Here is a 13,373-nt window from a genome sequence, read left to right as displayed (position 1 = left end):
TCTTTCGCTGGGCCTGTCAGCGGTACTTCGCGTCCGCGGCCTTGGCGGCTGCGATCTCAGGCTCGTAGCGGTCGCCCACGGCCAGCAGCATCTCTTTGGTGAAGTACAGGTCGCCGCGTTTTTCGCCGTGGTATTCGAGGATGTGTGTCTCAACGATGGCGTCCACCGGGCAGGCTTCCTCACAGAAGCCGCAGAAGATGCATTTGGTGAGATCGATGTCGTAGCGCGTGGTGCGGCGCGTGCCATCCGACGCGCGCTCCCCGGCTTCGATGGTGATGGCCAACGCAGGGCAAACGGCCTCGCACAGTTTGCAGGCGATACAGCGTTCTTCGCCGTTTTCGTAGCGGCGCTGTGCGTGCAGTCCACGGAAGCGGGGTGAAAGGGGCGTTTTTTCTTCAGGAAATTGAACCGTGATCTTGCGGCGCAGCGCATAACGACCGGTCAGGGCCATGCCTTTGAAGAGCTCCAGCAAAAGGAAGCTCTTGAAAAAATCGCGGAGAGAAAAAGGGGCAACGGCGGTGGTGGACATGATGGATCGCCCTGCTTATTTCCAGATGTTCCACGGGGTCTGCATCAGACCGCCCACGAGCAGCAGCCAGACCAGGGTCACAGGAATGAAAATCTTCCAGCCCAGACGCATGATCTGGTCGTAGCGGAAACGCGGGAAGGTGGCGCGGATCCAGATGAACATGGACACGACCAAGAAGGTCTTGAGGCCGAGCCAGATCCAGCCGGGAATCCAGTTGAACAAGGCGCTGTCGATCGGGGGCAACCAGCCACCCAGGAACATCAGCACCGCGAGGATGGAGACCAGCCACATGCTGGCGTATTCGGCCAGGAAGAAGATGGCGAAACCCATGCCCGAGTACTCGACCATGTGACCGGCCACGATCTCGGCTTCGCCTTCCACCACGTCAAACGGGTGACGGTTGGTTTCGGCCACGCCGGAGATCAGGTACACGAGGAAGATCGGCAACAGCGGGAGCCAGTTCCAGGACAGGAAGGACAGGCCTTGGCTAGCGGCCATGCCGCGCGACTGCGAAGCCACGATGTCGCCGAGATTCAGGCTGCCCGCGGTCATCACGACCACGAGGAAACAGAAACCGATGGCGATCTCGTAGCTCACCATCTGCGCCGATGCGCGAAGAGCCCCCAGAAAAGCGTACTTGGAGTTCGATGCCCAGCCGGCGATGATCACGCCGTAGACCTCAATCGAAGTGATGGCCAGGATCACCAGGATGCCCGCGTTGACATTGGCAATCACCGCTTCAGGCCCGAATGGGATCACCACCCATGCGGCCAGCGCCGGCATGATGGCCATGATCGGACCGAGGCGAAACAGGCCCGGCGCGGCCGCACTCGGGCTGATGATTTCTTTGGTCAACAACTTCACCGCGTCGGCGATCGGCTGCAGCAACCCGAACGGCCCCACGCGGTTCGGCCCCAGGCGAACCTGCATGAACCCGAGCAGCTTGCGCTCCCAGAGGGTGAGGTAGGCCACAGCGCCCATCAGCGGGGCCAGCACCGCCACGATCTTCAACAAGCCCCAGATCACAGGCCACATGGCCGTGGTCCACCAGGGCGCCGAGAGCAGGCCGAGCCCGCCGTTGTACATCGCGTCGATCATGCGTGAGCTCCTTCGGCGGCGCGGGCGTCTGCGGTCAATTGCAGAGACGGGGCTCTCCTCACCAACGAGTCCAGTTGGTAGATGGGCGCAACGCAGGGTGCCTTCTTCGCCGGGCTTTGATCTGCAGCAGCAGGCCCGACTACGGCGTCGGCGTTCGACAAGCGAGCGCCAACCACCACCTGTCCGGCCGTCGAGCCGGGAAGCGCTGCTGCCAGCACAGCCTGCGAAGAGTCGGCATCGAACCCGGAAAGACCCATCAGGTTGCCCATCACGCGCAACACCTTCCAGGCCGGTCGCGTATCGCCCAAGGGCTTCACCACGGCGTGGAAGCTTTGCAAGCGGCCTTCAGCGTTCACGAACGAGCCTGAGGTTTCGGTGAACGGCGCGATGGGCAGCAGCACATCGCTGACGTCCATGTTGGCCTTGAACGGGCTGAGCGTCACCACCATGCTGGCGGTCTTGAGGCCTTCGGCGCCAGCGGCGCTGTCGAAGACAGGCTCGGTGTTTAGCAGAAATGCCGCCTTGAGTGCACCACCGAGCATCTGGCTTGCATTCAACCCGCTCTGTTCGGGCAGGGCACGCACCAACTGGGCGCCCACGGTGTTGGCCGCCTCGGACAGGTAGCCCACCGTCGCACCGGTTTGTTGACCGATCCAGTTGGCCAGCGACAGCAGACTGGCTGCTTTTTCGTGATGGGCGGCGGCATTGCCCAGCAGAATGGCCTTCTGCTCCCCGCCCAACAGGGACTTCGCCACGACCCGCGCCGCGTCGGTGACCTCGGCGGCCACCGGTGCTTGGACCCCGGCCTCCTGGGCCACGGCGACAGCGATGCCGGCCAAGGCCGACACCCACACAGCGCTGTCGGCAAGCACCTCTTGGCGCAGCGACATGGCCCAATCCTGGGGTTGGGCATGGAGCGCACTGACCTGGCATCCTTTGCGGGCGGCTTGACGGATGCGCTGCGCGAAAAGGGGATGGTCCTTGCGCAGGTTCGAGCCCACCACCAGCACTCGGTGCAGCGAGGACAGCGACGCCACTGGCATGCCCAGCCAGCGGGCCGAGCCTGCTGCGGCTTTGTTGGAGAAGTCAGCGTGACGCAGACGGGTGTCAATGTTCTGGCTGCCAAGGCCTCGCACCAGCGCACCGGCCAACGCCAGCTCTTCCACCGTGCTGTGCGGGCTGGCGAGCAGGCCAATCGTGTTTGCGCCGTGGTCGGCTGTGACCTGCTTCAAGCCATTGGCCACGTATTCGAGCGCGGTCTGCCAGTCCACCGTCTTCCACTCGCCGCCTTGCTTGAGCATGGGCGCGGTCAGGCGGTCTTCGCTGTTGACGGCTTCGTATGAGAAACGGTCACGGTCGGCGATCCAGCACTCGTTGACCGCATCGTTTTCCAGTGGCACCACGCGCATGACCTTGTGGTTTTTCACCTGAACAATCAGGTTGGCACCGGTCGAGTCGTGCGGACTCACGCTCTTGCGGCGCGAGAGCTCCCATGTGCGGGCGCTGTAGCGGAAGGGCTTGCTGGTGAGCGCACCCACCGGGCACACGTCGATCATGTTGCCCGACAGTTCAGAGTCCACCGACTGCCCGACGAAGGTTTCGATCTCAGCGTGTTCGCCGCGGTGCGACATGCCCAACTCCATCACGCCGGCTATTTCCTGACCGAAGCGCACGCAACGGGTGCAGTGGATACAGCGGCTCATTTCCTCCATGGAAATCAGCGGGCCTACGTCCTTGTGGAACACCACACGCTTTTCTTCTTCGTAGCGCGAAGCCCCGCCGCCGTAACCAACAGCCAGATCCTGCAGCTGGCATTCGCCACCCTGGTCGCAGATCGGACAGTCCAGTGGGTGGTTGATGAGCAGAAACTCCATCACCGACTGTTGGGCCTTGATGGCCTTGTCGGACTTGGTGCGCACGATCATGCCCATGGTCACGGGCGTGGCGCAGGCGGGCATGGGCTTGGGGGCCTTTTCAACCTCCACCAGGCACATGCGGCAACTCGCCGCGATCGACAGCTTCTTGTGATAGCAGAAGTGAGGAATGTAGGTACCAGCCTTCTCGGCGGCATGCATGATCATGCTGCCCGGTGGCACTTCGACCTTCAGGCCGTCAAGTTCGATTTCAACCATGGTGTTGCGTCTTGTGTTCAGGCGGAGACATCGGCCTTGATCATGGCCGCGAACTCGGGCCGGAAGTGCTTGAGCATGGCGCGCACCGGCATGGCCGCCGCGTCGCCCAGGGCGCAGATCGTGCGCCCCATGATGTTCTCGGCCACGTTGTCCAACAGCGCCATGTCAGTGGACTTGGCTTCACCACAGTGGATCTTGTCCACGAGCCTCCAAAGCCAGCCCGTGCCTTCCCGACACGGCGTGCACTGGCCGCAACTCTCATGCATGTAGAAATAGGAAAGCCGCTTGAGCGACTCGACCATGCAGCGCGAATCGTCCATCACGATCACCGCGCCCGAACCCAGCATGGAGCCGGCTTTGGCGATCGAGTCGTAGTCCATGGTGCATTCCATGATGACCGACGCGGGCAGCACCGGTGACGAAGAACCACCGGGGATCACGGCTTTCAGCTGACGACCTTTGCGCACACCACCTGCCAGTTCCAGCAACTTGGCAAACGGCGTACCCATCGGTACCTCGTAGTTGCCGGGCAGCTCCACATCACCACTGACGGAGTAGATCTTGGTGCCACCATTGTTGGGTTTGCCGCACCCAAGATAGGCTTGGCCACCGTTGCGGATGATCCACGGCACCGCCGCGAAGGTTTCGGTGTTGTTGATCGTCGTCGGCTTGCCGTACAGGCCAAAGCTGGCGGGAAATGGCGGCTTGAAGCGCGGCTGACCCTTTTTGCCTTCGAGCGATTCGAGCAGCGCGGTTTCTTCGCCGCAGATGTAGGCACCGAAACCATGGTGGGCATGCAACTGGAAGCTGAAGTCGCTGCCCATGATGTTGTTGCCGAGGTAGCCAGCGGCACGGGCTTCTTCCAGCGCGGCCTCGAAGCGATCATAAGCCTCAAAAATTTCACCGTGGATGTAGTTGTAGCCCACGCTGATGCCCATGGCATAGGCCGCGATCGCCATGCCTTCGATGACGATGTGCGGGTTGAACATCAGGATGTCGCGGTCCTTGCAGGTACCCGGCTCGCCCTCGTCGGAGTTGCAGACGAGGTACTTCTGACCCGGGAACTGGCGCGGCATGAAGCTCCACTTCAAGCCGGACGGAAAACCCGCACCACCGCGACCACGCAGGGCGGACTCCTTGACCGTGGCGGTCACCTGATCTTGCGTCATGCCGACCACACCCGTCTCAGGGTGTGGAGCCGCTCCATCTTGGCCGAGAATCTTGCGCAGCGCCTGGTAGCCCCCACGGGCTTCGTAGTCCTTGAGTGACCAGTTGCTGCCATTCAGGTCGGCGTAGATCTGAGGGTTGATGTGGCGACCGTGAAAACAGGTCTCCACACCATTGGAGCGGAACTGGGACAGCACTTGATCGGCGTTCATGCCTGACCTCCGGAAGCGCGCAGGCCGTCGATCAGCTGATCGAGCTTTTCGTTGCTCATGAAACTGCACATGTGGCGGTCATTGACCAGCATCACGGGCGAGTCGGCGCAGGCACCCAAGCACTCGCTTTGCTGCAGCGTAAACAGGCCATCGGCCGTGGTTTCGCCCATGGCGACACCCAGCTTCTGCTCCAGGTGGTGCAGTGCCTGGTAGCCGTCACGCAACTGACACGGCAGATTGGTGCAGACGTTGAGCTTGAACTTGCCCACCGGCCGCTGGTTGTACATGTTGTAGAAGGTCGTGACCTCGTGCACGGCCATCACCGGCATGCCCAGATAGGCCGCGATCGCCTTTTCGGCCTCAAGGCTCACATGACCCTGCTCCTGCTGCACGATGGACAGGCAGGCCATCACAGCCGACTGCGCCTGTTCGGCCGGGTACTTGGCGACTTCGCGGGCAAAGCGGGCGCGCGTGGCGTCCGACAGCACCATGGCCTGCACAGGCCCGGAGGATTGCGGTGCGTGACTCATCGGTCGATTTCTCCGAAAACGATGTCCATGGTGCCGATGATGGCCACCGCATCGGCCAGCATGTGGCCGCGGGCCATCTCGTCGAGCGTGGACAAGTGCGTGAAGCCGGGTGCTCGAATCTTCAGGCGGTAGGGCTTGTTGGCGCCGTCGCTCACGAGGTAGATACCGAACTCGCCCTTGGGATGTTCGACGGCGGCATAGGCCTCGCCCTCGGGCACGTGGAAACCTTCGGTGAAGAGCTTGAAGTGGTGGATCAGCTCTTCCATGCTCGACTTCATCGCTTCACGAGAAGGCGGCGCCACCTTGTGGTTGTCGGTGATGACCGGACCAGGGTTCACACGCAGCCAGTCCACGCACTGCTTGATGATGCGGTTGGACTGCTTCATCTCTTCCATACGAACGAGGTAGCGGTCGTAGGTATCGCCGGTCTTGCCCACCGGGATGTCGAAGTCCATGCGGTCGTACACCTCGTACGGTTGCTTCTTGCGCAGGTCCCAGGCAATGCCTGAGCCGCGCAGCATGGGACCGGTCATGCCCAGGTTGAGCGCGCGCTCGGGCGGCACCACGCCGATGCCGACGGTGCGTTGCTTCCAAATGCGGTTGTCGGTCAGCAGCGTGTGGTACTCGGCCAGGTAGGTGGGGAAGCGCTGCGTGAAGTCATCGATGAAATCGAGCAACGAACCCTGGCGATTCGTGTTGAGCTCGGCCATCGCCTTCGCGTTGCGGATCTTGCTGTACTTGTACTGCGGCATCTCGTCCGGCAGATCGCGGTACACACCGCCGGGACGGAAGTAGGCCGCGTGCATGCGCGCACCCGATACCGCCTCGTACATGTCGAACAGGTCTTCACGCTCACGGAATGCGTAGATGAGGATGGTCGAACTGCCGCAGTCGTTGCCGTGCGAACCCAGCCACATCAGATGGTTGAGCAGGCGGGTGATCTCGCTGAACATCACGCGGATGTACTGCGCGCGGATCGGCACCTCGATACCCAGCAGCTTCTCGATAGCCAGGCAGTAGGCGTGCTCGTTGCACATCATCGAGACATAGTCCAGTCGGTCCATGTAAGGCAGCGACTGGATGAAGGTCTTGTGCTCAGCCAGCTTTTCGGTGGCTCGGTGCAGCAGGCCGATGTGCGGGTCGGCACGTTGCACGACCTCGCCATCGAGCTCCAGCACCAAACGCAACACGCCGTGCGCGGCCGGGTGCTGCGGACCGAAGTTCAGGGTGTAGTTCTTGATCTCAGCCATGTCAGTGCAGACCGCCGTAGTTGTCTTCGCGAATCACGCGGGGGGTAACTTCCCGGGGTTCTATGGTCACCGGTTCGTAGACCACACGCTGGCGCTCGGCGTCGTATCTCATTTCAACGTGACCCGAGAGTGGGAAGTCCTTGCGGAACGGATGGCCAATGAAGCCGTAGTCGGTCAGGATGCGGCGAAGGTCGTTGTGGCCTTCAAACACGATACCGAAGAGGTCAAAGGCTTCGCGCTCCGGCCAATTGGCCGACGCCCAAAGCCCTGACAACGACGCCACCACCGGGAAGTCGTCATCCGGACAGAACACGCGCACCCGCACACGGTGATTCAGACTCACCGACAGCAGATGCACCACAGCCGCAAATCGAGGCCCCTCCCAGCCACCATCGCCGTAGGTGGAATAGTCCATGCCACAAACATCGATCAATTGCTCGAAGCGCGTTTCAGGCGCGTCTCGCAAGGTTTGCATGACGGCCAGATAGTCGGACGCCGTGACAACCAGCGTGACCTCGCCCCGCTCGACATCGATTGATTTCGCTCGCTCACCCAGCAAGCCGGCCAGCGTGGCCGAAATGGCCTCAGGTGGAGTGGTGTAGGAGATAGCGGTGTCGCTCATGGACCGTCTTTCTGAACCTGTGGACTGCGACGGCGCTCAGGCCCGCGCGATGGTGTTGGTGCGTCGGATCTTTTGCTGGAGCTGAATGATCCCGTACAGCAAGGCTTCGGCGGTCGGCGGACAACCAGGCACATACACATCCACCGGAACAATGCGATCACAACCACGCACCACCGAATAGCTGTAGTGGTAATAGCCACCACCATTGGCACAAGAACCCATGGAAAGCACCCAGCGTGGCTCCGCCATCTGGTCATAGACCTTGCGCAGGGCGGGCGCCATCTTGTTGCACAGCGTCCCGGCCACGATCATCAGATCGGACTGGCGCGGACTGGCGCGAAACACCTCCGCGCCGAAACGCCCCAGGTCGTAACGCGCCGTCGCGGCGTGCATCATTTCCACAGCACAGCAGGCCAGACCAAAGGTCATGGGCCAGAGCGATCCGGTCTTGGCCCAATTCACCACAGAGTCGTAGCTCGTGGTGACGAAACCTTCCTTGAATACGCCTTCGATCATCTTCCCCTCCGGTGCGCTGTTGGCAGCGTGCGTTTCAAACAGGTCTTGTCGCTCATTCCCAATCCAGCGCGCCTTTTTTCCACGCGTAGATGAAACCCACGAGCAGATCGACAAGGAACACCACACCCGCCCAGAAACCATGGGAACCGATGTCGGTCAACGCCACAGCCCACGGGATGAGGAATGCAATTTCGAGATCAAAGAGAATGAAGAGAATGGCCACCAGGTAGTAGCGCACATCGAACTTCATGCGGGCATCTTCGAAGGCCTCGAAGCCGCACTCATAGGGCGAGTTTTTCTCAGCATCAGGGCGATTGGGCCCCAAGATGTAGCCCAACACCTGCGGAATGACCCCAACGGCCACGCCCACCAAAATGAACAAGAGCACGGGCAGGTATTGTTCGAGACTCATTTGGGTCGGTTCCGCTGCACATGGCCTCGATCGCCATGATTGCCAATGATTGGTGCCGACGGCGAGACTCGAACTCGCACAGCTTTCGCCACTACCCCCTCAAGATAGCGTGTCTACCAATTTCACCACGTCGGCTGGGTCTGCATTGTCGGGCTTGCGAGGAAAGGTGCGAGCCCTGCTGACAACCCATAGAGTTTACCCTGAAACCACCTTGAATTTTGAACGGAACAGTGGATTTTCAGAGTAGCAGGCGGGTCACAAACCCTTGTTCTGCCCTCTGATCACGCAGAGCTTTCAGTGATCTTACTTGCCCGGAATCTGGGCCGCACCCGTGGCTGGCGCAGCTGGCACCTCAGCGGGTGCAGCACTTGCCGCGGCCGGTGCGGAGGAAGCTCCTGGAATCTGCGATGCGGGCGCGGGTGGCGCGACATTTTCAAGCACGCTACCAGTGCGAGCAGAGGCAGGCGCCAAGTTGCCAAAATAGGCCAATCCCAGCGTCCCTGCGAGGAACAGACCAGCCAGCACCGCTGTGGTGCGCGAGAGAAAATTCGCACCACCCGAGGCACCAAATAGGCTGGCTGAGCCGGCGCCTCCCCCGAAGGCCGCGCCCGCATCGGCACCTTTGCCATGCTGCATGAGGATCAGACCGATCATGCCGATCGCGGCGAGGATCTGCACGGTTTGAAGGATGGTCATCAGAATGTTCATTTGTTTCTCCGGATGTGGAATGGGGTCTGCGTCAGCTCAAGCTGCGGCGGCCACGATCTGCAAAAAGTCAGCCGACTTGAGCGACGCTCCGCCAATGAGACCGCCGTCAATGTCGGGTTGGGCGAGCAGGCTGGCGGCGTTGGCCGCATTCATGCTGCCACCGTAAAGAATGTGCACACGCTTGGCGTTGGTCGAGGCCGCGGCCAACTGGGCGCGCAGCACAGCGTGCACAGCCTGCGCCATCTCGGGTGTGGCCGTCTTGCCAGTGCCGATGGCCCAGACGGGCTCGTAGGCCACCACGATTTCGGTGATGCAATGACCCACTGTGTGAATGACGGCCGCAAGCTGGCGTTTGACGACGGCCTCGGTCTGACCGGCTTCGCGCTGAGCCAGCGTTTCACCCACGCAGACAATGGGCGTGACGCCAGCGGCCAGGGCGCATTGAGCCTTCGCCGCAACGATTTCATCGGTTTCCGCGTGGTACTGGCGACGCTCCGAATGGCCAACGATGGCGTAGCGGCAACCGAAGTCTTTGAGCATGGTCACACTCACTTCGCCGGTGTAGGCACCCTGCTCGTGGGCAGACACGTCTTGCGAGCCCCAGGCGATGGGACCGCCTTGCAGCAAGGCCTGCATCTGCGCCAGGTACGGCGCGGGAGCGCACAAGGCCATGTCAGCGGCAGGCTCTGCGCCTTGCAGGCCATCGAGCATGGCTTTCACCAGAGCTTCGTTGGCGGCCAACGAGCCGTTCATTTTCCAGTTGCCTGCGATCAGTTTTTTCATAGGTTCTCCCAGCTCTCTCAAGCCCAGGTGAGCACGATTTTTCCAATGTGCTGATTCGTCTCCATCAACGCATGTGCTTGCGCCGCCTGGGATGCTTCGAACACGCTGTGGATGACGGGCTTGATCTTCCCCTGTTCCAGCAGTGGCCACACCTTGTCACGCAAGGCCACAGCAATCGCCGCCTTGAACGTCACAGGACGCGGGCGCAGCGTCGAGCCGGTGATCACCAGACGGCGACGCAAGACCAAACCGGCATTGAATTCGGCCTTGACGCCGCCCTGCACCGCAATGATCACGAGCCGGCCGTCTTCGGCCAGACACTCGATCTCGCGCGCCACATAGCTGCCCGCGACCATGTCCAGAACAACGTCAACACCTTTCCCGTCCGTGAGCTCGCGCGCCACGGCAGAGAAATCCTGCGTCTTGTAGTTGATGGCGTGGTCAGCACCCAGCGACAGGCAGGCGGAGCACTTCTCTTCGCTGCCTGCGGTGGCGATCACGCATGCGCCCAGCGCTTTTGCTATCTGGATCGCGGTCACGCCGATGCCGCTGGTGCCACCCTGGATCAACAGCGTTTCACCCGGCTGTAACCGCGCCCGATCAAACACGTTGCTCCAGACGGTGAAGAAGGTTTCGGGCAATGAAGCGGCTTGCACATCATCGAAACCCGCCGGCACAGGGAGGCACTGGCCCACCGGTGCCACGCAATATTCGGCATAGCCTCCGCCGGCGACCAGCGCACACACGCGGTCACCGACCTTGAAACCCGACTCGGCCATCGCCACGGCATCACCCGACTCGATCACACCCGCGACCTCCAGACCCGGCAGGTCGGAAGCACCGGGCGGCGGCGGGTAGGCACCACTGCGTTGCAACACATCGGGCCGGTTCACGCCCGATGCACGCACGCGGATCAACAGCTCGCCCGCACCCGCGACCGGCGTCGGACGCTCGGTCAGACGCAGAACTTCGGGCGCGCCAAAAGCGCTGATCTCAACGGCTTGCATCGCGATGGAAGCGTCCAGCTTATTGCTGTTGCTGCTGAGCGGCTTGCTCGACAGGTGCGGCGTTGCGGTCGATCAGGGCCTTCATCGACAGTTTCACGCGGCCTTTTTCGTCGGTCTCGAGCACCTTGACTTTGACAATCTGACCTTCGCTCAGGTAGTCGGTGACGCGCTCGACGCGCTCATGGGCGATTTGGCTGATGTGCAGCAGACCGTCTTTGCCGGGCAGCAGGTTGATCAGGGCGCCGAAGTCCAGGATTTTGGTGACCGGGCCTTCGTAGACCTTGCCGATTTCGACTTCGGCGGTGATCTGCTCGATGCGGCGCTTGGCTTCGTCGGCCTTGGAGGCTTCGGTCGCGGCGATGGTGATGGTGCCGTCTTCGTCGATGTTGATCTGGCAACCGGTTTCTTCGGTCAACGCACGGATCACAGCGCCGCCCTTGCCGATCACGTCACGGATTTTTTCCGGGTTGATCTTCATGGTGAAGAGCTTGGGCGCGAAGTTCGACACCTCGGTCTTGGCTTCGCCCATGGCTTCCTGCATCTTGCCCAGAATGTGCATGCGGGCTTCTTTGGCCTGGGCCAGCGCGACCTGCATGATTTCTTTGGTGATGCCCTGGATCTTGATGTCCATCTGCAGCGCGGTCACGCCGTTGGTGGTGCCTGCGACCTTGAAGTCCATGTCGCCCAGATGATCTTCGTCACCCAGGATGTCGGTCAGCACGGCGAAGCGGTTGCCGTCCTTGATCAGGCCCATGGCGATGCCGGCCACGTGGGCCTTCATGGGCACGCCAGCGTCCATCAGAGCGAGGCAGCCGCCGCACACCGAAGCCATCGAGGAGGAGCCGTTGGACTCGGTGATTTCCGACACCACGCGCATGGTGTAGGGGAAGTCTTCCTTGCTCGGCAGTGCGGCGATCAGCGCGCGCTTGGCCAGACGGCCGTGGCCGATTTCGCGGCGCTTCGGGCTGCCCACGCGACCGGTTTCGCCGGTGGCGAAGGGAGGCATGTTGTAGTGCAGCATGAAGCGGTCTTCGTAGTCACCCGACAAGGCGTCGATGCGCTGCGCGTCGCGGTCGGTGCCCAGCGTGGCAATCACCAGCGCTTGCGTTTCGCCGCGCGTGAACAGCGCCGAGCCGTGGGTGCGGGGCAGCACGCCGTTGCGGATTTCAATGCCGCGCACGGTGCGCGTGTCGCGACCGTCAATGCGGGGTTCGCCAGCCAGGATCTGGCCGCGCACGATCTTGGCTTCAATCTCGAACAGCAAGCCTTCGATGGCCACACTGTCAAAGGCCATGCCTTCGGCTTTCAGGGCGCCCATCACGTCGGCGTATGCGGTGCGGCAGGCTTGCGTGCGAGCCTGCTTGTTGCGGATCTGGTAAGCGGCTTCCAGCTTGGCCTTGGCCAGGTCGTCGATCTTGGCAATCAGTGCCTCGTCCTTGGTGGGCGCGGTCCAGTTCCACTCGGGTTTGCCAGCGTCACGCACCAGTTCGTTGATCGCGGCGATGGCGATGTTGCCTTGCTCGTGGCCGAACACCACGGCGCCGAGCATGATTTCTTCGCTCAGCTGCTGGGCTTCGGATTCCACCATCAGCACGGCGGCTTGCGTGCCGGCGACCACCAGATCGAGCTGGGAATCTTTGCGGGCGGTCTGGCCCGGGTTCAGCACGTACTGCCCGTTCACATAACCCACGCGGGCGGCACCGATCGGACCATTGAACGGGATGCCGCTGATGGACAGAGCGGCCGAGGTGGCGATCAGGGCAGCGATGTCGGCGTCGACTTCAGGGTTCAGCGACAGCGTGTGGATGACCACCTGCACTTCGTTGAAGAAGCCTTCGGGAAACAGCGGGCGGATCGGGCGGTCGATCAGGCGGCTGGTCAACGTTTCAAATTCGCTCGGACGACCTTCGCGCTTGAAGAAACTGCCGGGAATCTTGCCGGCGGCGTAGGCCTTTTCCAGGTAATCCACGGTCAACGGGAAAAAGTCCTGACCGGCTTTGGCGTCGGTCTTGGCAACCACAGTGGCGAGCACCACGGTGCCGTCCATGTCGAGCAGCACGGCGCCGCTGGACTGGCGGGCGATTTCGCCGGTTTCCATGCGGACCGTGTTCTGGCCCCACTGGAAGGTCTTGGTGACTTTATTGAAAAGACTCATGGGTTTTCTCCTCTGTGCCGCCCTCAAAACAGGGGGCGGCGTGGCATGCAGACCATCTGCACAAAACCCGGAAACTCAACCCAGAACACGATGCCATTCCAGAGGTGCTGCGAGCGTGCCCGGGGCACGCAACGCCTTTGGAATGACACAGCTTCGCTCTGTTGTTGGTTCTCCGGAATCAAAAAAGGTGGCAGACAAACGACAAACGCCCGAGCCAGCGAACCAACTCAGGCGTTTTGCGCGTCATGCCCC

Annotated in this window: 13 protein-coding genes and 1 tRNA gene; all 14 read right to left on the bottom strand. The window is 61.8% G+C overall.

Annotated features, from left to right (window positions below; all coding sequences use genetic code 11):
• Positions 1-16 precede the first annotated feature (16 nt).
• The 14 genes from nuoI to pnp all read right to left on the bottom strand — a co-directional run bounded on the left by nuoI (position 17) and on the right by pnp (position 13,121).
• Positions 17-529 (bottom strand): NADH-quinone oxidoreductase subunit NuoI, encoded by a 513-nt coding sequence (nuoI, locus tag B0E41_RS15090; RefSeq protein ID WP_077331974.1) that lies wholly within the window; start codon positions 527-529, stop codon positions 17-19.
• A 15-nt stretch (positions 530-544) separates the two neighbouring features.
• The gene (gene nuoH / locus B0E41_RS15085) at positions 545-1,627 is read right to left on the bottom strand and encodes an NADH-quinone oxidoreductase subunit NuoH (protein ID WP_077331973.1); all 1,083 of its coding nucleotides are present in this window, start codon (positions 1,625-1,627) and stop codon (positions 545-547) included.
• The gene (gene nuoG, locus B0E41_RS15080) at positions 1,624-3,759 is read right to left on the bottom strand and encodes an NADH-quinone oxidoreductase subunit NuoG (protein ID WP_077331972.1); all 2,136 of its coding nucleotides are present in this window, start codon (positions 3,757-3,759) and stop codon (positions 1,624-1,626) included. The genes nuoH and nuoG overlap by 4 nt, the downstream gene beginning before the upstream one ends.
• Positions 3,760-3,776: 17 nt before the next feature.
• The gene (nuoF, locus tag B0E41_RS15075) at positions 3,777-5,138 is read right to left on the bottom strand and encodes an NADH-quinone oxidoreductase subunit NuoF (protein WP_077331971.1); all 1,362 of its coding nucleotides are present in this window, start codon (positions 5,136-5,138) and stop codon (positions 3,777-3,779) included.
• Positions 5,135-5,626, bottom strand: a complete 492-nt coding sequence (nuoE, locus tag B0E41_RS15070) for an NADH-quinone oxidoreductase subunit NuoE (protein ID WP_077332003.1) — start codon at positions 5,624-5,626, stop codon at positions 5,135-5,137. The genes nuoF and nuoE overlap by 4 nt, the downstream gene beginning before the upstream one ends.
• Before the next feature lie 38 nt (positions 5,627-5,664).
• Entirely contained in the window at positions 5,665-6,918 is a 1,254-nt protein-coding gene (locus B0E41_RS15065; protein ID WP_077331970.1) for an NADH-quinone oxidoreductase subunit D, read from the bottom strand.
• A 1-nt stretch (position 6,919) separates the two neighbouring features.
• Complete coding sequence (locus tag B0E41_RS15060) at positions 6,920-7,540, bottom strand: NADH-quinone oxidoreductase subunit C (RefSeq protein WP_077331969.1); 621 nt, start codon at positions 7,538-7,540, stop codon at positions 6,920-6,922.
• A gap of 36 nt (positions 7,541-7,576) precedes the next feature.
• Complete coding sequence (locus B0E41_RS15055; RefSeq protein WP_068175390.1) at positions 7,577-8,056, bottom strand: NADH-quinone oxidoreductase subunit B; 480 nt, start codon at positions 8,054-8,056, stop codon at positions 7,577-7,579.
• 52 nt (positions 8,057-8,108) lie between these two features.
• Positions 8,109-8,468, bottom strand: coding sequence for an NADH-quinone oxidoreductase subunit A (locus tag B0E41_RS15050; RefSeq protein WP_077331968.1), 360 nt, complete (start codon positions 8,466-8,468; stop codon positions 8,109-8,111).
• Between the two features lie 50 nt (positions 8,469-8,518).
• Positions 8,519-8,603 (bottom strand) — tRNA-Leu (locus tag B0E41_RS15045).
• 168 nt (positions 8,604-8,771) lie between these two features.
• Positions 8,772-9,176, bottom strand: coding sequence for a preprotein translocase subunit SecG (gene secG, locus B0E41_RS15040; RefSeq protein WP_077331967.1), 405 nt, complete (start codon positions 9,174-9,176; stop codon positions 8,772-8,774).
• A 36-nt stretch (positions 9,177-9,212) separates the two neighbouring features.
• Positions 9,213-9,959: a triose-phosphate isomerase gene (gene tpiA, locus B0E41_RS15035; RefSeq protein ID WP_077331966.1), complete on the bottom strand. Its 747-nt coding sequence runs from the start codon at positions 9,957-9,959 to the stop codon at positions 9,213-9,215.
• Between the two features lie 17 nt (positions 9,960-9,976).
• Positions 9,977-10,966: an NAD(P)H-quinone oxidoreductase gene (locus B0E41_RS15030; protein ID WP_077331965.1), complete on the bottom strand. Its 990-nt coding sequence runs from the start codon at positions 10,964-10,966 to the stop codon at positions 9,977-9,979.
• A 19-nt stretch (positions 10,967-10,985) separates the two neighbouring features.
• The gene (gene pnp, locus B0E41_RS15025; protein WP_077331964.1) at positions 10,986-13,121 is read right to left on the bottom strand and encodes a polyribonucleotide nucleotidyltransferase; all 2,136 of its coding nucleotides are present in this window, start codon (positions 13,119-13,121) and stop codon (positions 10,986-10,988) included.
• Between the last annotated feature and the right edge of the window lie 252 nt (positions 13,122-13,373).

The sequence above is a fragment of the Hydrogenophaga sp. A37 genome (assembly GCF_002001205.1).
GTDB lineage: Bacteria > Pseudomonadota > Gammaproteobacteria > Burkholderiales > Burkholderiaceae_C > Hydrogenophaga.
The sequence above is the reverse complement of the archived record's forward strand: the minus strand, read 5'-3'. Positions and strand labels throughout refer to the sequence as shown.

What these genes read in the sequence shown, in the direction of transcription:
- nuoI (WP_077331974.1), bottom strand. Translation starts at nt 529, where the DNA reads ATGTCCACCACCGCCGTTGCCCCTTTTTCTCTCCGCGATTTTTTCAAG.
- nuoH (WP_077331973.1), bottom strand. Translation starts at nt 1,627, where the DNA reads ATGATCGACGCGATGTACAACGGCGGGCTCGGCCTGCTCTCGGCGCCC.
- nuoG (WP_077331972.1), bottom strand. Translation starts at nt 3,759, where the DNA reads ATGGTTGAAATCGAACTTGACGGCCTGAAGGTCGAAGTGCCACCGGGC.
- nuoF (WP_077331971.1), bottom strand. Translation starts at nt 5,138, where the DNA reads ATGAACGCCGATCAAGTGCTGTCCCAGTTCCGCTCCAATGGTGTGGAG.
- B0E41_RS15065 (WP_077331970.1), bottom strand. Translation starts at nt 6,918, where the DNA reads ATGGCTGAGATCAAGAACTACACCCTGAACTTCGGTCCGCAGCACCCG.
- B0E41_RS15060 (WP_077331969.1), bottom strand. Translation starts at nt 7,540, where the DNA reads ATGAGCGACACCGCTATCTCCTACACCACTCCACCTGAGGCCATTTCG.
- B0E41_RS15055 (WP_068175390.1), bottom strand. Translation starts at nt 8,056, where the DNA reads ATGATCGAAGGCGTATTCAAGGAAGGTTTCGTCACCACGAGCTACGAC.
- B0E41_RS15050 (WP_077331968.1), bottom strand. Translation starts at nt 8,468, where the DNA reads ATGAGTCTCGAACAATACCTGCCCGTGCTCTTGTTCATTTTGGTGGGC.
- secG (WP_077331967.1), bottom strand. Translation starts at nt 9,176, where the DNA reads ATGAACATTCTGATGACCATCCTTCAAACCGTGCAGATCCTCGCCGCG.
- tpiA (WP_077331966.1), bottom strand. Translation starts at nt 9,959, where the DNA reads ATGAAAAAACTGATCGCAGGCAACTGGAAAATGAACGGCTCGTTGGCC.
- B0E41_RS15030 (WP_077331965.1), bottom strand. Translation starts at nt 10,966, where the DNA reads ATGCAAGCCGTTGAGATCAGCGCTTTTGGCGCGCCCGAAGTTCTGCGT.
- pnp (WP_077331964.1), bottom strand. Translation starts at nt 13,121, where the DNA reads ATGAGTCTTTTCAATAAAGTCACCAAGACCTTCCAGTGGGGCCAGAAC.